This window comes from Aquimarina intermedia (genome assembly GCF_008124785.1).
Taxonomy (GTDB): Bacteria; Bacteroidota; Bacteroidia; order Flavobacteriales; family Flavobacteriaceae; genus Aquimarina; species Aquimarina intermedia.
In genome coordinates this window covers 1-21,812 of the sequence record NZ_VNHU01000007.1, presented here as the reverse complement: position 1 = coordinate 21,812, position 21,812 = coordinate 1, and the positions used below count along the sequence as shown (strand labels likewise).

The following is a 21,812-nucleotide window of genomic DNA, read 5'->3' as shown; positions in this document are numbered from 1 at the left end:
AAACAACAACACAACACCATAGATTTTTACTATTCATGAACACAATTACAGATACAAACTATACGTTTCCCGGACAGCAATCCGTGTATAAAGGAAAGGTTAGAGAAGTATACACTTTGAACAATGATCTCTTGGTTATGATTGCCACTGATCGCTTGTCAGCCTTTGATGTAGTGATGCCAAAAGGGATTCCGTTTAAGGGTCAGATTTTAAATCAGATTGCGACTAAGATGATGAAAGCCACCGAAGACATCGTCCCTAACTGGTTGCTTGCCTCTCCGGATCCTAATGTTGCCGTTGGGAAAGCATGCACCCCGTTTAAAGTAGAGATGGTTATACGTGGCTATCTTTCAGGTCATGCTGCGCGCGAATATACAGCCGGTAAGCGTGAACTTTGTGGTGTGGCCATGCCCGAAGGGATGAAAGAAAACGATCGTTTTCCTTCCCCGATAATAACTCCCTCTACGAAAGCTGACAATGGAGCGCATGATGAGGATATTTCGCGAGAAGCTATTTTAGCAAAGGGGATTGTAAGTGAAGCTGATTATCTAATATTGGAAGACTATACACGTAAGCTGTTTGAGCGAGGTACTGCTATTGCAAAAGAAAGAGGACTTATTCTGGTAGACACAAAATATGAGTTTGGAAAAACAAAGGATGATGAGATTGTTTTGATAGACGAAATCCATACACCGGATTCTTCTCGCTACTTTTATGCAGATGGTTACAAGGAGCGACAGGAAAGAGGAGAAGCACAGAAGCAGTTATCCAAAGAATTTGTAAGGCAATGGTTAATCGCAAATGATTTTCAAGGAAAAGAAGGTCAGCAGATTCCTGAAATGACAGCGGAGTATATTAAATCTGTATCAGATCGGTATATTGAATTGTATGAAAAAATCACCGGAGAAATTTTTGAGAAAGCAGATGTGAATGCGATTGAAAAACGGATAGAGACTAACGTTTTAGACTATTTAAATTAGAAAAAACACATATTTATAAGATATTATAAAGCCCAAGCCATTCAGAGAAATGGGTTGGGTTTTTATTTATAAGACTTTTGGGTTTTTGGATCTATGACAGAATAGTAGTCGACAAGTTATGAGGCTTTTAATTAGTTAGTAATATGATAATTAGGCCACTTTAATTTTCACAAGATTTGTTATAATAATTCAAGACAGATACTAACCCATTTTTATCAAAAAAGCCGGATTCTATTTTAAAAATAAGCTCTGGACAATCTTTAAAGTACTGTTTGGCAATTTTCTTAAAATATTTTGAATTTGGGTTAATATCCAGATCACTTATTGTGTAAACCGAATTTGAGTAAAAAAATTTTAAATTAAATGATTTAAGAAAAGCATTTGAACTTCTAACGGTAGTACCCTGACCAAAATTCAACCAATGTGATGCGCTGACAACTTTGCCTAAAGGAGCAACAACATCGGATGTTCCTTTGCCTATGTAAAAACTATGAACCGTATCGTAATTAGTATACCCTATATTTTTCCCTAGAAGATTTCCTTTTTTAGCTTCATAGTCGTTAATATAAATTGAAACTTTTCCTTGCATTACTGGTTCTAATAAATTGTAGCGGATGTCAGCCTTTCCTCGAATAGTTTTTTCTCTTATAATTTTGTATTCAAAGTTTCTTATAACCGTATCCATATAAATAGTTACACCTCGAATCTTCTTATGATCGTAAATCTGTTTTTTATCGTCTACGTTCTCTTTAAATATTATCTTATTAAAATTATTCAATTTGGCGATACCCTTGAGAGTATCGCCATTTCTAAAATGTAAGGTTACCTGCTTAAAAGGATTTTTTTTAAAAACCGATGGTTTATCTTGAGCAGAAAGTAAGGTTGTACTTAGTATAATTAAAAGAACAAGTTTATTTTGCATAGAGGATGTTATAATCTTTTTAAATTTCATTGTCTAATTGATAGGGATCAAAAAGATTAGTATTTCTTGATAACACTTCTCAATACTCGACAACATGTTCTATTCATACGTTTTTGCGACCTTTCTCATTTTAGTAGCTTGCTCAAAAGCATAGCCCATTTTTAAAAGTTGATCTTCTTCATATCGTTTTCCGATAAAAGTAAGGCCTGTTGGTTTACCGGTTTCTCTATATCCCATAGGAACGGTAAGGCAAGGATATTTGGCCGCAGCGGCATATCCCGCATTTTGGTTATCAATTGATAAAATGGCATCCAGGGAATGCTCATTCATGGGCGTGTCAAAAAAACGTTTACCTTCTTCGTGTAATCGTGTGCGTAACTGATCTAGTTCTTCATCAGTAAGATCTACCGTAGTCGCGCGCAAAAAGCGGGCTTGACCGTACGGAATTCTATTTACAGAATCCGTTTTATTGTATGCAACAATTTCTTTCATAGATCGCACACTTATACTATCAGAGGCATAGGTATTCAAATACGCCGGTAGATCTCTACGCATATCGGCACTTAGTAAATCTCCAAACCCATCAAAATTGACTTCAATCGGTTCAAATTCGACAGCAATAGCACCCTGTGCTTCCAGTTTTGATATTGCTTGTTGATAAACAGTATCGTTAAGTAAGGTAGTAATAACACCAAAGCGTAATCCTTTTAATGTTCCCGACTTAAGATTGTCTAAATAGGATCTGTTCTTGGGGTTATTTTTAGTTACCGCATCTTTAGGGTCTTCACCACTCATAGCTGAGAGTAAAATAGCGTTGTCAATGACGTTTCTGGTCATTGGGCCCGGGGTATCCAAGGTGCTGGATAGAGGTATAATTCCGCTACGACTCAACAACCCTACAGTGGGTTTGAGCCCTACAAGCGAACTGCTGCTTGACGGTGACAAGATGGAGCCTGACGTTTCGGTACCAACAGCAGCAACCGCATAATTGGCTGCCATCGCAGCTCCGCTACCCGAACTGGAACCACCCGTATCAAAAACTCGGCGACCATAAGCATTCAAGGTTTGGCCTCCTACGGCACTGTACCCGTTAGGCCCACCTAAAAATAGAAAATTCGCCCATTCGCTTAGGTTTGTTTTACCTAAAATAATTCCGCCATTTTCTTTAATTTTTTCAACAATAAATGCATCAGCTGGACGATTGTTTTTTAGTAAATGCGTTCCCGCCGTGGTGGGCATATGGTCTGTATTAATATTGTCCTTCAATAAAATTGGCATTCCGTAAATGGGGTGATTATTGGCAGCTTTGTAACTATCTTTTTCGCGTGCTTCGCTAACCGCATTTGGATTAATAGCTACGACAGCGTTCAGCATTTTATTTTTATCGCTCTCATGCTTAGCAATTCTATACAGATACCATTTAGTCAACAATTCATATGTAAGTTTTCCGGACTTAATGTGTGACTGTATGGTAACAATATCCTGTTCAAAAATTAGCGGTTTCAATTGTTGGTAGTCTTCTTCAGCAAATGTATCAAGCTGATTTGAAATGGTTTTGAGCAGTTTGTTTTTGTCGAGTAATTCTGACTGTATTCGTTTAAATTGCATTCTCACAGATTCATGGTCCGCATTTTCAGTCAATTCTTTTGATTCATCGTATGATGTCCATACAAAAGCGCTTGGTTTTGATTCTTCTTTGCAAGCAAAAGCAAGTATTACTAATGATACGAAAAGGAAATGTTTTTTCATAAATGGGATTGTTTATGGATTTGAAATAACTGTATAGATGATGGTGTTTTTCAATTGTAGTTCGTAGTGAAGTATAATTACTGAAGATCTAATTTTACATCGGGGCTAAACAAAGTAAATGTTTTCTTTATGTCCCATATATACTCTTTAAATTTTGCAATGGAAATCGAGGGTTTTAAAATTATACAGTTGATGACTACTAAACTACATAATTTCTTTGAATTTTGGAGAATATACAGATACTATGGCGTCAAGTGAGCAGACCTTGTACAATGGAAATATAACGTTGAGTTGATATTTTATAGAACAGCCAGTAGATGCACATCATTACTTTTATTTCTAAAAAGAGCTAGAAAGTCACAACGTTCAACCATTTAAGAATAAAGAATAGTAAAATTGTGATTCCGGTACTGGTATATATCACACCTTGCCAATAAAAAAGTCGGGTAGTCCACTGATTCCAGAGCCTTTTGCCATATTCTTTTTTGAAATATCCGTGGGTAAATTTCCAGAAAAAAAAAGTGATGATTAAAAAAAGCGATAGTACTAGGATCCAGGTTTTTTCCATCAGTCAGTTGTTTTTTTAGTTAGTTTTAGTAATAGCATCTAGATAGGATAGCAACTATATTTTTTCATACTTGAACACTTATGCATCCCAAGGCTGGTAAGTGTATTGAAGATTTAATCATATTTATAGGTAAACTACTTATTTCTTAGTGTATAACTTTTATACCACAATACTATATAGTAAAGTAGTGAATCTTTGTGTACAAGTTATTAATTTTTTGAATATATAGTATTTTCACCGGCATAGTTGTAAAAATATAAGAAACCCAGTTCATCGACTTGCAGCGATAGCGCATTTCTATTAGTATATAAGGCCGGATAGCTTTGATCATCAGGTTCAATATTGGTAATATTAAGAGATGTGTAAGATTCTAATTCGAAATTTAACACCAAATCAATATCATTGTAACTTTCATGGGATTGCACCGTAAAATCTTTGTTTATTGACAAGCTCGTTTTAATAGTTTTTTCCGGGTTATCAGAATTCGTATAGTCGTACGTAGAAAAGCTCCAAGTACCCATAACTTTTATAGTATCTGTTATGTATACTGTTTGAAAAAAATCGGTACCACCATTACTGGGATAAAAGACAATGATATTCGAACTGTCTACATCCAGATCACTGGGCTCCCAATTACTCAACACTTTATCGGTGGAATAGATATCCACATAATAACTTTTGGCTGCTATATTTTCTGATATTGATATAGCGCCGGTGGTATCAAAATCACCAGAAAAGACAGGGTTCGTTTCATTAAAATAATCTTCTTTCGTAGAATATATTTTTATTTTAAAATCAGAAAAAGTATAATCGTTTGCATATTCACTTATTTGATCGAAATTAAGCTGAATACTTATAGAGTTTTGCTTGTCTTGATCATCGCTCGAGCAACTTAATAAACAAAAAATCGCAATGTAGGTGATAAATTTTTTCATTGATGGAAAGTTAAATTTTGTTAAATATATTCTTTTTTATACAAGCAATACCAAATTATCAGATAAACCTGTTAAAATCTTATTTAGTATGTATAAAATAATAGTTTCTGTATAAGGGTTGACTTGCTTTTTGAGTACTTACAACAATACGAGCTTACTTAGCAGAGTGAAAATATGGTTTGAATCATGATTAAACCAGAGACTTATTTGGAATCTGTAGCTTTAAATGTATAAATACTATGTCGGGAGGTCAGGAGACTTGGCGGAGTGAAATCCAATTTTTATTATCAGGCGAATTGTTAGTTAGTTTCTATCAATATTGTTGAAGCATTGTTGCTGATCAAGAATGTTGCAATTTTTTTTAACAATGTACAAAATACACAATTTTAAGGACCTTCATTTTCAGTGAACTGCTGGTGTTGGATGGAGTGAGGAAACTTTGGCTTTACTTGGTGAATCCTAAAAAAAAATCTAAAGCTGTGCATAAATAAAGTACAGTCTTTATGCGTTTTTCTTACTCTTACTCGTTTATCGAATCGTTATGCATACTAATTATTCTCGATAGCTTCTAATAGTTAACAGAAGGTTTTCCGGTTTCTAAATAGGATATAAGATTGAGGTAGGATTGCGCATTGCCTTGTATAAAAAATTTCATCAAAGACTTATATTTCTCGTTAAGTTTATAACCGATACCATATGAAATAACTTTAGTTTTAGTAGGGCCTTTTTCTTCAAAGAGTATCATGTTAAATAAATCTTTTTCATCTTCTTTCATAAACTCGGGGAAATTTTTGGTGAGTTCCGCTTGTAGTGTGAGCATTTTTTTTGGAACGTAGTTTATGATGTGGAGGGTAATCGTAGATTCATCTCCAATTTTGCCATTTTCGTTATAGTTGGTTTTTACAATTCCGTTTATTTTAAAGTCAACATCAGCGATGGCTGTAGCCCAATTTTCCCAGCCTTTTTTCGTAGTGTAGGCATTCCAAACAGAATCGAGAGGTACATTGACTTCAAAAGACTGTTTTAACACCATATTATTGGTGTCCGAAGAATCCACAACCGTTATGATTCGGTCGTCAATAACTTGGTTTGAGGATTGTGCGATATTTACCAAAGGTAGGCAAGCGAGAATTAGTTGAAGTAACAGTTTTTTCATGATTTTTAGTTTACAGCTCACAAATTATAAAAATCCTGAAGGATGCAATAGTAAAAAATTAACCTTTTCTATCTAAAGGAAAGAAATTTGTTTCTTCTTCCTCATGAAATCCTGATTTGATGAACTCTTGTGGATTAAATCCTGAAAACTCTTTAAATTCTTTTATAAAATGTGATTGATCAGAATACCCAAATTCGTAGGCAATTTGAGCCCATATGAGCGGTTGCTTGTTTTGTAGTTTTTTAAGTAGTTCGTTAAATCTAAAAATTCTGTGAAACACTTTTGGTGTTAAGCCGAAATACTTTTTGAATTGATGAATAAGATGCTTTTGAGTATTAGGATAGGAAGCAATAATCTCCCTACTATCAGTAAGGGGTTTAGTTTTAAGTTGTTTAAGAACATTTACCACAGTGCCATCAGGTATTTTATTCACGGCAATTTTTTGGGTTAACCAGGCTTCAACCCAGTTGAATTTTTCTGTGGCGTTCTCTGCTTTCAAAATCTGTTCTCTTAGTACTAAGATTTCTGCTCCAAATAGCTCTTGAGCCGCTATAACTTTGTTGTTTAATTTATGTATTGGCAATTGTAAAAATGGATAGGCGCCATCTGTTTTAAACTGAATCACCAACATCTCAGAATTTTGATGTGCAGAAATCGATAAGTACTCTTTGTGCATCCCGGAAACCCAAACGTTTTTATAACTACCATTGGGTTGTAGCGTGTCGCTGTCAAAGGTATGATATTCAAAGCCATTCAATTCAAATATGATAAAAACGTGTCCCGTGGGCACAACCCGTTCGACGGAATGATCAGGTTTATACCCTTTATAGTAGAATATAGATTCAATATATGCTGCTAATGGTTTTTCTAAAATGTGATTTTCAAATATCAATGTTTCTTGGTGTTAGGTACAGTGCGTTACTGTTGAACTGTTTTGTTATGTAGCAAATTTACAATGCTTTTGCTATTTGTTTATGAGAGCCATCACAATTCGGCATCCGTTTTGATTGTCCACAAACACAATCGTTTAATCCTTTGCCGTCTAGAATTCTCATTGTATATTTTTGGATTAGAAGAGAACAATCATCGTTACTGTTTTCTTTTAAAATTAAACATTTAAATTGAATTTTTTCAATAGAGGCTAGCATTCATTTTTTTCAAAAGAGGAAAGTATGTTATTTATTACCGATAATCATGTTGTTTTTTTAGAGAGGCCTACGATTCAGACTATTAAAGATGTATTTTGCTATGAAGCATTATTTTTGAGAATCCTTATCAGTTGCTGTAACGATCTTTTTGCTTCTTTCATTATAGGAAGTAATGGCCAGATGTGAGGCATATTTGATCCTAAAATTATCTCCACCTTCGTATTGCTTCGATTAATTTTTGCGCTGCTATTTTTTGATCGGGATAGGTAATGTCATTCTGTGCCAGAAATAATACAGTTCTCGGAAAGTTATTAAAACAACCATAAAGAGGTGACATCATCACATTCTTTAAATCCATTGTGCCAGCACACATTTTTTTTGCACTCAGCACGCCTTTTTTAGACAACATTGGATCGATCGGGTCTATGCTCTCTATCTCTGAGTTGAATATAGTTGCATCCATGACAGGCGAAATAAGAATTATTTTGCCGGGCAATGTTGTATTTTTACTATTTAGGCGCTGAATTAAAGTCGTCACTAAGGTTCCGCCGACTGAATCTCCAATTAGCGAAATTTTATCGGGCGCGTAGTTTTCTATAGCTTGGGTATACACATGATCTATATTGGCTGATATTTTTGTGATCTTGTTTTCTGGTGCTTTTGGATACTGGCATAGCCAAATCTTGTGATTGGTTTGTTTGGCAATTGCTTTTACTGTATCCCAATGATGTTTTGCCGGACCGGAGATAAAGGCGCCTCCGTGAATGAATATAATTAAGTTTGGAGAATTTTTATTTAATCCAACCTCGGTAATTAAAGTGTCCGAAACTTTAAAAACGGAGAGTGTATTCTCTCTAAAAAACTTGCTTTTTTGGGAATAAACATCATCTTTTCTGATCTTTTTTACATTTATAGGATCTTTGCTAAAACTATTCTTTATTCCTTTTAACTTGATCACCAACAACGTAATATAATAGGATAGACTTTGTTTCATTTATTAAAGAGCTTTATTGGTGTTATATATTCGATGTCTGCTAAAGGTACAGTTTATTTATTCAACTTTTTTGGTGACAACATCTATAGAGAAACCAGATGATGTACAGTACTCTATAAATTACATAATTATTTTGAATCAATAATTTTAGTGTTAGGATAGTATGCTGAGACGTTGGGAGATTTTGACTGTGTGGGTTACTTATTTGTTGATATATGAACTATAGTAAAGCGGAATGTCAGGTATTTCAATTGGGTAAAATCACTACTATGAGGTAACTAAGATAGAAATAACATAGTTGAGAACTTAGGAGAGTGCTTCACATAGGATAGATATCGCGATAGGTGCATTTTTTGATTTTTCTATTTGATAATACTGTATATTTACGGACTTTTTTGATGTATTGAACAATTACCACAAGCTAGAGGATTGGCTCTCCTGGATGGATGAGCTTTCTCATAATGATTATGTAATAGTAGATAATTTTTTGGATCCACATAGGTTTAATACCATTCGATCATTTTTTCTATCTCACCTTGAAGCGTTTAACAAGGCTGGAATAGGAGCAATGGGAGAGCATGTGATTCGGCAGGATATACGCGGTGACTATACGTATTGGCTTGACCGAAAAAGAGACACTGAGGTAAATGAATTTTGGAATTTGGTTGATGAAACTATGCATATTTATAACAGGTATTGTTTTCTCGGTTTATCTGGATATGAGTTTCATTTAGCACATTATCCTAAAGGTGGCTATTATGAAAAACACATAGATCAATTTAATACCCGAAGCAATCGAACGATTAGTATGGTCATGTACTTAAATAAAGGCTGGCAAAAAGGAGATGGGGGTGAGTTGGAAATTTTTCTAAAAGACGGCACATCGTTGCTTGTCGAACCTATTGAAGCAAGGTGTGTTATGTTTAAGAGTGCTGATGTCCCGCATCGTGTGGTGGCATCCAACAAACCACGATACAGCCTTACCGGATGGTTACTACAGCAACCCGCTTCGTTAGGTAAGTTTTTGGGTTAATACAACTAGCAAGTGCTTGTATTTTTTTTAAATTTACTGGTTTATAACTTATATAAGTCCATGGTTTAAATGTACCGAGGCCGTCATGCGAATTCAATAAACTCGAGTTATGTCAAAATTAACTTCGCTTACTTTTTACAAGATGATACCCGTTCTACAAAACACTAGATATTCACTATTTTGTAGAGGCTGTTGCGTAATGTGCATTATATTAATAAAGTACAGTTTAATAACAATCAGTTACAATTTGCTTTTTACCTAAATAGAACTCTAGAGATTGAAGTGAGTATTTTTTACAAATTTTTTCTAAAAGTGTGTAAATCGAATCACGCATGATAATAGATCCGCAAATCATTATAGTGCCTCCACTTGATAGTAGTGTAGCCATTGTTTTTTCATCTCTCAAAATTAAATCCTGAACATAGTTATAAGGGCTGTCTTCTTTAGAATAGGCTACGTGATACTGATACAATCTATTCTTTTGTAAAGATTTATCGATTTGATGCTTGTATAATTCTTCAGATTTTTTGGTTCTTGTTCCCCAATATAAACGTATAGGAGTTTGTGATTTTTGATGAATCATACCTAGAAAAGGTGCAATTCCAGTTCCGTTAGCGATCAATACTATTTGTGGGCTCTTTGTTGGGAGATAAAAATCTTCATTCTTCTTAATTTTCCCCTTTACTTCTTGATCTATTTTTAATTCATTTAGAAAATTAGAACATACGCCGCTAGGGTGTCTTTTTACACTTAATAACAAATCCCCATTGCTGCATTTACCAACTGAATATAAACGTTCTTGCGTTTCATCAAATGGTGTAAATCCTATCAAATCCCCAGGAATAACTTTTTTAAGCTTTTTGGTCGTTAAGGTTAGTCTAAACGTCTCATCATAGGGGTCGATGACATTCTGTTTTGCAATAACCTTGAAACTAGTTTCTTTTTCTTTTTTAGTGGCTAACTCCATGGGGAGCTCTAAGTTGATTTTTAAAGAAGAAGCCCAATCTAAAGCCCATTTTCTAAACTGTTGATAGTTTTGGTTGTGAATTAATAGAGGATTTGATGAAGGAACATTAATATCATTATGCAATAAAGCTTTGCTATAAATCTTTTTGGCGAATTCGCAAAATAGCGGATATGAATAGGACCCTAATCCAATGACATGGCAACTAAAAGGTTTAATAATTTTAATGCTTTGTAGTTTATTTAAAAATAAACCGGCATTACTGGGGGGTTCTCCTTGTCCATAAGTAGAAGTTATAATTAGTAGTTGATCGATATTCTCATATTGTCGATAATTATTTAAGGTATCTAAAAAAACTTTTTTACCAGCCTTTACCAGTGATTGTTGCAAAATTTTTCCTAGACGTTTTGTATTTCCATTTTCTGATCCTACAAGGATTATAATAGTAGCTTGATTGAATTTAAACGTATTACTAATCGAAGATCGTAATCTCTGAAAAGTAATGATACTCCCAGAGTATAGAAAATATAGTATAGAAAGCGAACTTATAAATAACACTACGGACCAAAAGATACTTCCTACACCTGTATGGAGATCAAAACTTAATATTGCGATCATTTTTGTTATGGGATAATTGATTGTTTCTACGACTTCACCAGTTTTTTGATGGATTTTTATTTCTTTGTCGTGTAGGTTTAGCACAAAAAAATCTTCTTCATCTGTAGAGAAAGGGAATTCTAATTTTTGAATATCTTTTAAGGAGGTATTTTTAAAAATAGGAAATTCGAAAAAGGGGAGGGCATCCTTAGTAGCCAGCGTATGTTGATGAGCAATTTCTTTTACCGTGGGTAGCAATGAAAATCTATCCATTGATAAATACGTACCTGACAAGGCGATAACAATAATAGGAATCAGCAGGAATCTCCCTAGTGCGACATGATTATATTGTATAGACTTATCATTAATAATTTTTGAGTAAAATTTTAGTAAGCCTCCTTGTCTTTTTATGGCTAAACCTAAACCTGTAATAGCTATTAAAAACAAAAAAAAACAAGTAATACCCACAAAAACTCTTCCTGGAGTTTTTAAAAATAACGAGCGATGAAAATTGGTTAAGAACTCAAAAAATGGCTTTTTTGGGGGTATGTCGGCAATTTTATTTCCATTAAATGGGTTGATGTAGAATTCTCCGCCACCAGCTTCATCCATACTGAATACACTAGCTTTTATAAAGTAATTTTTATCAACTTGAATAGTTAAAATCTCATCATATTGATTATGTAGATTTGTTATTAATTCTGATAAAGTTACATCTTCACCTTCGTTAATGTGATAAGGTTGTAGTTTGTCATAAATGGGTTCAAATGCCAGAAAAGAACCCGTTATAGTTGCTAATAGTAAAAATAGAAAAGAAGATACAGTCAAGCCTAAATGACTGTATCTCCATAACTTGTTAAGCATATTTATAATTAATTTGGTAGTATTCTAACGTAACGAATATATCCGGTTCCTTCGAATTTATTTTTTAAGTTATTGTTTTCTAACAAAACTTCTAAATCCTTCTCATAGTATTCCTGATGCTCTACAGCGGTTTCAAATCTTAATTTATTACCAGCTTGTAAATCATCTTCGTTTAGTTCAAAGGAAAATATAGAACGTTCTCCACCTGCAATGGTTGCACCTGTAGTAGCATCTACGTTGGTATCCTTAACCGTTTCAAAAAAGGACCACCATGTAGGAAGATCTGGATACCATTTTTTATCATCACCTAAAATCTGTAATGTTTTTATGTATTTATTATTCTTATCTATCACTGAAACCACAACATAAGCACCTTCACCTTCATAGTTTTTTAACTGAACCATACATTTGTATTTTGGTTTTGGTGCTGTGTTTTCTAGGGTAGTGAATGCCATGCATGATAAGCAAACTACGAAAAAAATATATTTATAAAATTTCATGTTACTGTATTATTTTAAATTATTTTAAAAAAGTAATATCCTTATTCTTGAGTAGTTCGTTTTCTAAAGCTAAATCATAGGCACTTTCCTCAAAATCAGTAAGTGCTTTAGTATCTGCACCTTTGCTAATAAGAAGTTTTAAAACCATGATATCATTTGCTTTCATAGCTGCTAAGTGTAGAGGAGTTAAACCATCACTATTTTGTTGATTTACATCTGCGCCTAACGCTATCGCTTTCTTAATCAATTTGTTTTCTCTTTTGGCAATAGCGATATGTAACGGATGCTCTTTCTTAGAAGCATTTTTAAGTGAAACTCCAGCATCAGTTAAAGCCTTGGCAAACGTTTCAAAATGTTTACTGTTTCTTTTGTTATACGCATTAAATAAATGATAGTATAAATTATTACCCTCGGTATCTGTACTATTTAAATTTGCTCCCTTTTCTTTTAGAAATTGAAACGTTTCCACATTCATGCGTTGCGTTGCAAAGGTAATGGCAGCATATCCTTTTGCATTTTGATGATTGATATCCTTGATGATTGGGGTTAATTTTTTTAAAACCAAAAGATTGTTTCCTCTAGCTGCATTTAGAAAAGCGGTATTACCTTCTTTATCCTTTTGATATACATTTACCCCTTTATCAATAAAAAAATCTATAATATTAGCATCCTTAGTATTAGATGCAATATTATGTAATGCATTCTCTCCTTGGTGATTGGTCTTAGTCATATCAATGCCCAAGCTGTCAAGGAATTTAAAAACTCCTATAGGATTGCTGTAACCTCTACGTCCTTGACTTGCAAATAGTACCAAGTTCTCTCCAAGTGTATTTTCTTTTTTGTAATCAATACCTTGAGCAATATAGGTTTTAATAAGTGTGGTGTTTCCTCCTTTGGCAGCATAAAAAAGTATGTTATTTCCAAATTTGTCCGTAGCGCTGATGTCTAAGCCTTTATCTTGAAAATATTTGATGATTTTATCATCTTTAGCATGCGGTGCAATTAGTAAAAGCCCATTGGCTCCAGCACGGTTAGTTTGTTTTAAATCTACATTATTGGATACCATTAAGTCGTAGATTTCGAATGTATCATAACCTGCATTTACAGTAAACGTAAACCAATTAAAACCATGGCTACCCACAATCTTTGTATCGGCACCTTTTTTAATCAATAATTTCATCATGTCAATATCCCCAGTAGCACCTGCCCACATCAAATAGCTTCTTCCATCATGCGTAGGTTTATTTATGTCGTTTCCCGCTATGGATAGTAAATATTCGACCGTTGCTACAGGAGCTTTTGATCTAATCGCAAAACAAATAGCATCAAAAGCAGCTGCATTAAGTGTTACTGGATCATTGCCTTCGTCAATTTTTTGTTTCACAGTTGTGACATCTGGTTTTGTTTTCCAAAACGACCTGTTGTGAAGTTCGTTGGTATTTTGTTGTTTTTGCGCAAAGATAAAAACTGGAATTATCAGCAGCAGAACAAGGGATTTTTTCATATTACTTAGTATTGATTAAATTCCTTTCTGATTGTGAATAGAAAGGAATTTATAAATTAAAATTTTGGTACGGACTTAAAAAGTTCCAATAAAGTGGCTTCCTTCTTTATTAACCAGCTCAGCACCTTTGGTTATCTCGCCAGTTTCGGTCTCTACAACGTAAATATTTCCGTTCTTACCTACAGGAGCTTGTGTAAGATAGATTTCTGTTCCATCTACAACAAAACCTTGGTATTGAAATAGGTAAAAATCAGGATCATAAGGTATGGCTTCAATTTTTTGTGCTGTTTTAGCATTTAAGTCAGCTAAAGCAAAAAATCCTTGTGCACCAGCAACACCTTCTGCAGATCCAGCATGACGATAAGCAATTACTGCTTTACCATTAGCTGCCGGTCTCCATGCAAGAATATAAGCATCTTGTACTCCTAAAGCCTCGTCAAGATTGAAAATGTATGAGTTATCATATTCATTGTTTGAATCAATCTTTAAGATATGAGAACCATTAGGATCTGCTTGATTTGCTTGATATACGCTACCATTGTATAGAAAAGCATTAATACTTCTGTATCCATTTGTATTGCCAATACCTACGGTAGATGTAATTACCGATGGGTTTAATAAGGAAGGGTAATCCAATACAATAGTTTTAGAACCTAAAATCTCGTAATCCGTATCACGCTCAGCAGTTAACGGATCTACTTTGCTAACACGTGCTCCTATATACAATTTATCACCAGCTTCATTTAAAACAGGCATGTCAATCCTTGAGATATAATACCCAGCAGCTTCTTCCTCTGGACTTAAAGCGACATCGTGCTCTTGAAATTCTTTGATTAAAGAATTTTCTAAATCTAATGTAACAACTCCAATTTTTGCATTTGTACGTACATACGTATCATCAGTGACATCATCAGTGCCCTTATCATCAATTATATTCTCTGTAGAGACATATACAGCAGCACCCGTTTTATCTCCATCAAATAATTTCACCCATCTTGGTGCAGATCCTACATATTGAGAAATGTTTATTTCAGAACCAACGCGTGTAAATTCATTCCTACCCTTAACTTCATACTTCGTGTAGTTACCCCCTGTGTCTCCTGCGTAGCTAATATTAAAGATAGTATTACCATCTTCGGATGATTGCAATCTAGCTGTTCTGTTTGAGGGTACTATTAATCCATTATCAAAAGGAGCAATAGATTTTGTAGGATCCTTAGCATCTTCACTATTCAATGCATATATTAAAGTTCCACCGTTCCCGTCTCCTGGGTTATCTCCCATACTTGCGGCGGCAACGGTTATCCATCTATTATTTTCTTGTTTTTCTTCTTCTATAGAAATCGAATCATCATCACTACAACTAACGGTAAGTACTAGTGTACTTAAAGCTACGGATATCGTTCTGAGGTTGAAAAATTTAATTTTCATAATATGATTGTTTTTAAAATTTATTTATAAAAAAATTCAGTTTTAGGTAATATGCTCTACCTGGCTTTTGCACAGATAAATTATCGTATAGGGTAGCATCAAAGATGTTTTTAACATCAAAGCTTAGTACAAAATTGTTTTTAGGAAATGTATAGCTAACACCTATATCTTGTGCTAATTGTTGCGGAACTTCGAAAAACTCAGCTCCCGAAGTATTTTCTCCCTGAGGAGGCAAAAAGGAAAACGCTTCTGTAAAGTATGCATTGTAAAAAAGATTTAAATGCGTTTGTTTTTTGATAAAATTCTTAATCGAATAACGCATACCTGCATTCATTGTAAAGAATGGAGTGTTAGGAGCATCTATCTCTATTCCCTTGTTTACTACCTTTAATTCAAAACGAGAAACATTAAAATTGAACCCAAAATTAGCATCATATACGTAGTTTACTTGTGCTTCTATTCCTTTTGAGGTACCACTTCCTTGATTTACATATAGTATAGTTTCGTCATTGACGTTTAAAGAATTTTCAATAGGTAAACCAATTCTATCTTTTATATTTCTGGTAAAGAAATTGGTAGCTATAGAGAAGTCGTGTTTTTTTATTTCAAACCTTCCAAATCTAAACCCAAAATTGTAATTATCACTTTGTTCAGGATTTATACTAGGGTTGGCAACAACGTTATCTCCATCATTACCAAATACTTCAGTTTCATCAGGCAGACGAATGGCTTTTTCTGCCGAAGTAATTATCGTGATGTTGGGTAAAAATGTGTAGGATAAAGCAAAACCATATCCATTATTAGTAGTGCTGCTGGTGATAATTTCATCAACTATTTGGTTATTCCCATTTGCATCAGATACAATAGACGGATCAATATTTACCGTTTTTTGTTGGTAGTATTTCCCAAACAAATTTGCCTTTAGTTTATCCGCAAATGCTTGCACTTCGTATGTCGCAGAAAATATATTTTTTTGAAGGTCTCTCGTACCGACAAAAGTGTTTTCTAAAACAGACTGCAGAGCATCACTATCTTCGCGATCAATTTGGCTATAAAAATGATTAATCAAAATTTTATGATGCTCATTGATTGCATATGAAAGACCAGTTCTAACCGAGGCTACATTTCTTTCTATTTTGGTTAATGTGGGTCCGCCTTCTTGTTGAGAACCCCAAGCATATTCAAATTCATTTCCTCTAAAATCAATAGCGCGTTCTCCATTCCAACTGTAGGCTATAGCGGTGGTATCATTTACTACACGATTTCTCTTACCATATAAACCATGTACATTAAAATCTAAGCCGTCTAAAAAGATATTCTTCTTTTGATATGTAAGGCTTGTAAGTAGTGCATCAGACTCCATAAACCTGCCTTTGTAAGGGATCGTAGTCATAAAGACACCATGTTGAATCTCTTTATAATCGTCTGAACCCGTTATACCAATAAAAAACTGATCAGCCCATTTTACATTAGTAAAACCAATTTGAGCCACAGCACCAATTGATTTATAGGCGTCATTAAATCTTCTAGCGGTTATAGGAGTTTGTACACCACCTAAACCGTTTACTACAATGCTTCTACCAGAAACCTTGTAATCATTATCAGAATAATTATAAAATCCAGAAGCTTTAACAGTGAATCCAGATTCTTTAAAACGATACAATCCATTCATATTAGTTGTAAATGTATTGAAGGATCCATAGGAAACAGAAGTATTTAAGTTGGTTTTAGTTCCTTTATGAAGTATAACATTAATGGCACCGCCCAAAGCGTCATCAGCCAAATATCCCGGAACTACACCTTTATATACCTCAATTCTTTTAATCATAGCAGGAGGGATGCTGTTTAAGTTGAAAGAAGAACCGTATAATGAAATGGGAATTCCGTCAATGAATATGCGTACAGCATTCCCAGATAAACCATTTAAACTATATTGTACATCTGAACCCAACCCTCCATTTTGACGAATATTTATACCCACACTAGTTTTTAATAATTCGTTAGTTTGAATATTTCTTTGACTCGCTTCCTTAGTTTCTAAAACACTAACAGAAAATCCTTTTTCTTCTATTCTGCGTTTTTCTGTTTTACTTTGAATATTTACTTCTTGCAGTGCTTCAACATTCTCTTTTAAAAAAAAATTCTGTGTAACCTCTTGATTTATTTCATTTGCCTCAAAACGTATTTCTATTGATTTAGAAAAAAATCCCATAAAAGAAGCTTTCAATACATGAGTGCCTTGTGATAAATTGTTAAATACATAAAAACCATCATCACTCGTGACCGTTGCTTTAGTATTCTTATCAAGAACAACCGTTGCTCCAAATAGGGGTTGACCTAAACTATCAAAAATTTGACCTGAGACACGATTGCGATTACCTTGTGAGTATACAAATAGTGTACTTGTAAAGGCGAAAAGGAGTAATTTTAAATTCACTTATTTAGACTTAATAAAAATAATTTTATATTTGCAAATGTATGTTGTTTAGATTAATTCTTAATAACGTAAAAAGAACTTATTATAACGTAAAAAGATGAAATGGAATTTCGGTTCAAAAGCTCAACATGTATTGGTGAAGAATTGGTGAAGAGCTTTAATAAAGATTTTAAAATTTCTTTTTTGTCAGAAGGTGAACATTCAGAGTTTACAGGTGGTGTCACTGGCACTGTCAAAGAAATTCACGTAGATAAGACGTTTGTACTTTTTCAAGATTATACTTCCACAGATATTGAAAGTCATACTGTACAAGTAGTTCAAAATCAACCCGTATTTTTACTTCAATATGTATTAGAAGGAGAATTACATGTTGCTTTACATGAAGATGCATCCACAGCGCTTACTTTAGGTAAAAATTTATATACCCTATTTTACATTCCGAAATCCACTTATGTATATAAATATTCTAGCGATAAAAGCCAAGTACTGAATGTTTACTTTACTAAATCTTTTTTGGAGAGTAAAATGGGAACAGGTATTTTAAAAAGTTCGAAAAAATACCAAAAAGCTTTAAAAAAAGACCAGCCTTGCTCTTTTTTTGATGATGGTTTGATGATTAACAATCAACTTAGAAATATTATTAAAGATTTGCTTACCTGTTCGTTTGAGAGTATTATTCGACAATCTTATATAGAATCTAAGTTAGCAGAATTACTTTTGGTGTCCTTAACATCCAATCGATCGTTGGGCTCGCGTAAAAAAATACGAGATGAAGATAAAGAGCGTGTAAGTAGCATAGAAGATTATATTAGGACAAATCTAAAAGAAGACTTAACCATTGAGAAACTATCTCAATTAGCAGGTTTTAATACCTCCAAGTTTAAAACCGTTTTTAAACAAATTTATGGAATCCCGGTGTTTAAGTATATTACTTCTTTGAGGATCGAAAAAGCAACAGAGCTGATCTTAAATCATGGATATACGATTGCTCAAGCCTCCTATGAGGTGGGCTATAAAAACCCTCAACATTTTACAGTTGCCTTCAAAAGACAGTTGGGGTATCTACCCAGTAAGTTGTTAAATTAGAAGGTAACACACGTACATACATAGTAGATAAAATAAATCACTATATTGTTTTTAGTATGAAAAATTGAAGAATACTCTAGGAGTACACCACAGTATTCCTTAAGATAACTAAATATTGTAAAATAAAAATCTTTGGCAACTAGCTTTCTTTAATATCAATAGTAAGAGGTAACACATAGTTACTAACCGGAGTGAGGTTTTTGATTTAAATTATCACTAAACTACATATTTTTTTGAGTCTGTAGCTGTTATAGTTTTGATACTATGCGTGAAGTCAGCAGAGGTTACGAAGCGGGAGCCGTCTACTCGATTGTGTGCTGCATTTTTTATATTTCTTCGTTAATATCTTCTTTGGTTTCAAAAGTTTTGGTTCGCAGATCGAGATAGTGATAAAATGCTACTGACCAATCGGTTTCTGGCTTGCTAATCACTCCAAATAATTCAATCGTGTCATTTTTAATTTTGTTGAACCAATAACCGTGAAAGTCAGCAATTTTTAAAAATTCCGGTCCGGTCAGTTCGATAAAATCACGTTTCTTGAAAACAGTGTCAATAAGGATTTCATTTGTTTTTTTGATTAGTAAGTGTTTTTCGCTGTCTCTATATTTGTCGATATGTTTAAATCCTTCAATTTCAAATTCGTTTGTCACATATGAATCAAGATATTTACTCTGAATTGAAATTTTTAAGTTGGATTCAGAAATTATTGTGTCAAATTCTGCTATCTCCTTTTCTTCAGGGAAGTATCTTTCAATAATATTATTGCCAACTGAGTTATGATTTTCATACGTTGTCAAGGAATCAATTTGCTCTTTTGCATTCTCAACTATCTCAGTATCGTTGTCAACCGTTGCTTTTTTCTTTTCTTGTCCACCGCAACTTAATAACAGTAGAGTTGAAATTAATATCAAAAATTGGTTTTTCATTTGGTTTGTTTAGGTTGTACAAAAGCTAAATATATGAATCGGAGCAAGGCAATTACACCTGAGCCAATTGATTTATCTGCGCATTTTTATTTTTTATAAAACTTTAGCGCCATTGCACAAAGGAAATGACCTTTCGATCTGGCACTAAATTGCTCTGATTTCATATATAATGTTACCAGCTGGCTACTGTTTTTTATCCCTTAACTTTCGCAAAGCATCAATTTCCGCATTCAATTCAGCTAGTCCTTTTTCGATATTTTTTTCTTTTCGTTTTTGATAGTCATTTTTACGTTCTATTTTACTTTTAGGTTTTTCGTTTAATTCAGGAGGCGGAGGTGGCGTAGGATATATCACAGGATAATTAAAACTTCTACTTATACCACAAAGATTCAATCTTAAAAAACCATCTTCCATAGACCCATAAACTATCCATTTTCCTTCTTCATTAATATAGGGAGTACAAGTTTTCCAATTTTTTCCTAAATAGATATTATTAGGAGTATCTCCACCATCTAATGATTCCGATACTCTTATTTTGTATGTTTGATTATGTTTATCGATTTCAAAAACTTCTCCAATGAATATACATTCCGAATTCTCTATTGCCCATTTCTGCTTTTCGGATAATCTAGATAATCCACAAGTACAAGCTATCATTTCTTTGGAAACCCAAAGGAGTAAAAAATATATTAATATTGTTTTTTGAGTATTATTCATTTTTAAGCCGTTCGTTTAGGGACATCTTTTACACAAGTTAAAGATTAGAGTTTACACTAAATTAGTTTCTAACCTTGTCGATTGTTGTTTATTTCTAAGATGTCTCTCATCAAAGAAGCCTAAAAATACATTTCTAAAAAAGACTTTCCAAACGTCATTGTTATAAGGCAGTTATATAGGAGAAGTTTTATAAGTGCATATAAATTAGGTGCAGACTACAATCTGGTGAACCGCCGTATACCTACCTTTGCCGTCAGGCAGGCGCGACCCGTACGTACGTTGGTGTGAGAGGCGAACTCCTACTATTTTAGTCGGAGCCGTCTACTCGATTTGCACTTTACTTATTTCTAAATGTTGATATTCTAATTCCTCTTTTCTCAACCTCATATTTGGATATAGATTTTTTTTGAACCAATGTTTTTATAAAACATTCATTCGAATCATTATATTCAATTAATGGTCTTTTACCGTTTTCAGTTATGGTTGAGTATGGTTCACCAAGTGACGTAAGAAATAATTCAATTTCACTATTATTAAATAAAGAATTGTATTTATTAAAAATTTTTATTTTGCTTAAGGCTTTTAAATTGCTTTTAAGTAAAACTGAATTAATAATTTCCTTATCAATTTTCAATTCTAAATTTGAACTCAACAAATTTCCTAATTGATTTAATAATTCAATTTCTGTTGTGAAAACAGTTTGAGTATGATAATTTATAAATTCAACTTTTTGATTTATAGAGATTTTTTCTGATTCTAAAATCAATAATCTGTCAGAATTATCAAGTTGGAAAGTATCTATTTTTTCAATAAATTTTTCAATGTCATTTTCAATTAATGAAATGTAATAATCTCCAAAATTATCTTTAAGAAGTCTATAGTTATCACTATTGACAATTAGAGTTTTATTTTGGACTAATGACTTAGCCTTTTCAAGAGATAATTGCCCAAAATCTAAAGATGGATAAATGTAAGGGACAGCTTTTAGTAAATCTTTATAACTATCATTATTGAAATTATTCTCAAGTAGTATTGTACGTATAAAGTCTTGTGCTGATTTTGTGTCTGGGTAATCTTTGTCAATCTTTGTCTTTGCTAATTCATTTGAATTATTATTAATAAATTCAATTAGCTCTTTGGATAATTTTTTTTCTTCTTCTATATTATAAACTGAAAATATATTATGCCAATTCGCAGACATTTTAGTGTAAGCTTCCCATAAAACCGAACTGTTTAAAAGTAGAATAAAAATCTTAAATTTAAGCAGTATGAGAAAGAGTAAATTTTCACCACAGCAAATC

General features: G+C 33.4%; 17 protein-coding genes and 1 pseudogene. 3 read left to right on the top strand and 15 right to left on the bottom strand.

Annotation, left to right across the window (positions count from 1 at the left end):
- The first annotated feature begins 35 nt into the window (after positions 1-35).
- The gene (locus tag BD809_RS10965; protein ID WP_148783022.1) at positions 36-980 is read left to right on the top strand and encodes a phosphoribosylaminoimidazolesuccinocarboxamide synthase; all 945 of its coding nucleotides are present in this window, start codon (positions 36-38) and stop codon (positions 978-980) included.
- Between the two features lie 160 nt (positions 981-1,140).
- Here BD809_RS10965 and BD809_RS10960 read toward each other — a convergent pair whose 3' ends face one another.
- The 7 genes from BD809_RS10960 to BD809_RS10925 all read right to left on the bottom strand — a co-directional run bounded on the left by BD809_RS10960 (position 1,141) and on the right by BD809_RS10925 (position 8,452).
- Entirely contained in the window at positions 1,141-1,902 is a 762-nt protein-coding gene (locus BD809_RS10960; RefSeq protein ID WP_148783021.1) for a hypothetical protein, read from the bottom strand.
- Positions 1,903-2,001: 99 nt separating this feature from the next.
- Positions 2,002-3,651 carry an amidase family protein gene (locus BD809_RS10955; protein WP_148783020.1) on the bottom strand — a complete coding sequence of 550 codons (1,650 nt, stop codon included), beginning with the start codon at positions 3,649-3,651 and terminating at the stop codon, positions 2,002-2,004.
- 777 nt (positions 3,652-4,428) lie between these two features.
- Positions 4,429-5,154 carry a hypothetical protein gene (locus tag BD809_RS10945; RefSeq protein ID WP_148783018.1) on the bottom strand — a complete coding sequence of 242 codons (726 nt, stop codon included), beginning with the start codon at positions 5,152-5,154 and terminating at the stop codon, positions 4,429-4,431.
- 568 nt (positions 5,155-5,722) lie between these two features.
- Positions 5,723-6,310 carry an SRPBCC domain-containing protein gene (locus BD809_RS10940; protein WP_148783017.1) on the bottom strand — a complete coding sequence of 196 codons (588 nt, stop codon included), beginning with the start codon at positions 6,308-6,310 and terminating at the stop codon, positions 5,723-5,725.
- Positions 6,311-6,368: 58 nt separating this feature from the next.
- Positions 6,369-7,202 (bottom strand): helix-turn-helix domain-containing protein, encoded by an 834-nt coding sequence (locus tag BD809_RS10935; protein ID WP_246131514.1) that lies wholly within the window; start codon positions 7,200-7,202, stop codon positions 6,369-6,371.
- Between the two features lie 58 nt (positions 7,203-7,260).
- A complete protein-coding gene (locus BD809_RS15860) occupies positions 7,261-7,365 on the bottom strand; it encodes a CDGSH iron-sulfur domain-containing protein (protein ID WP_246131512.1) in 105 nt (34 codons plus the stop codon).
- A gap of 298 nt (positions 7,366-7,663) precedes the next feature.
- Positions 7,664-8,452, bottom strand: coding sequence for an alpha/beta hydrolase fold domain-containing protein (locus tag BD809_RS10925; RefSeq protein WP_246131510.1), 789 nt, complete (start codon positions 8,450-8,452; stop codon positions 7,664-7,666).
- Positions 8,453-8,855: 403 nt separating this feature from the next.
- Here BD809_RS10925 and BD809_RS10920 point away from each other — a divergent pair, with 403 nt between their 5' ends.
- Entirely contained in the window at positions 8,856-9,485 is a 630-nt protein-coding gene (locus BD809_RS10920; protein WP_148783015.1) for a 2OG-Fe(II) oxygenase, read from the top strand.
- Between the two features lie 226 nt (positions 9,486-9,711).
- Here BD809_RS10920 and BD809_RS10915 read toward each other — a convergent pair whose 3' ends face one another.
- From BD809_RS10915 to BD809_RS10895, 5 genes are all read right to left on the bottom strand, one after another.
- Complete coding sequence (locus BD809_RS10915) at positions 9,712-11,910, bottom strand: PepSY domain-containing protein (RefSeq protein WP_148783014.1); 2,199 nt, start codon at positions 11,908-11,910, stop codon at positions 9,712-9,714.
- Between the two features lie 8 nt (positions 11,911-11,918).
- On the bottom strand, positions 11,919-12,410 hold the full coding sequence (locus BD809_RS10910; RefSeq protein ID WP_148783013.1) for a DUF2271 domain-containing protein: 492 nt from the start codon (positions 12,408-12,410) through the stop codon (positions 11,919-11,921).
- A gap of 19 nt (positions 12,411-12,429) precedes the next feature.
- The gene (locus BD809_RS10905; protein ID WP_148783012.1) at positions 12,430-13,914 is read right to left on the bottom strand and encodes an ankyrin repeat domain-containing protein; all 1,485 of its coding nucleotides are present in this window, start codon (positions 13,912-13,914) and stop codon (positions 12,430-12,432) included.
- 75 nt (positions 13,915-13,989) lie between these two features.
- Positions 13,990-15,345 carry a hypothetical protein gene (locus BD809_RS10900; protein ID WP_148783011.1) on the bottom strand — a complete coding sequence of 452 codons (1,356 nt, stop codon included), beginning with the start codon at positions 15,343-15,345 and terminating at the stop codon, positions 13,990-13,992.
- Between the two features lie 13 nt (positions 15,346-15,358).
- Positions 15,359-17,782 (bottom strand): TonB-dependent receptor, encoded by a 2,424-nt coding sequence (locus tag BD809_RS10895; RefSeq protein ID WP_148783010.1) that lies wholly within the window; start codon positions 17,780-17,782, stop codon positions 15,359-15,361.
- Positions 17,783-17,884: 102 nt separating this feature from the next.
- On the opposite strand from BD809_RS10895, the gene BD809_RS10890 reads away from it, so the two are divergent.
- Positions 17,885-18,868 carry a helix-turn-helix domain-containing protein gene (locus BD809_RS10890; protein WP_148783009.1) on the top strand — a complete coding sequence of 328 codons (984 nt, stop codon included), beginning with the start codon at positions 17,885-17,887 and terminating at the stop codon, positions 18,866-18,868.
- A 326-nt stretch (positions 18,869-19,194) separates the two neighbouring features.
- Here the strand turns inward: BD809_RS10890 and BD809_RS10885 are convergent, their stop codons facing one another.
- The 3 genes and pseudogenes from BD809_RS10885 to BD809_RS15630 all read right to left on the bottom strand — a co-directional run.
- Positions 19,195-19,794: a DUF4738 domain-containing protein gene (locus BD809_RS10885; RefSeq protein WP_148783008.1), complete on the bottom strand. Its 600-nt coding sequence runs from the start codon at positions 19,792-19,794 to the stop codon at positions 19,195-19,197.
- A 183-nt stretch (positions 19,795-19,977) separates the two neighbouring features.
- The gene (locus tag BD809_RS10880) at positions 19,978-20,511 is read right to left on the bottom strand and encodes a hypothetical protein (RefSeq protein ID WP_148783007.1); all 534 of its coding nucleotides are present in this window, start codon (positions 20,509-20,511) and stop codon (positions 19,978-19,980) included.
- A gap of 337 nt (positions 20,512-20,848) precedes the next feature.
- Positions 20,849-21,812: pseudogene (locus BD809_RS15630) on the bottom strand (P-loop NTPase fold protein); the annotation flags it as partial.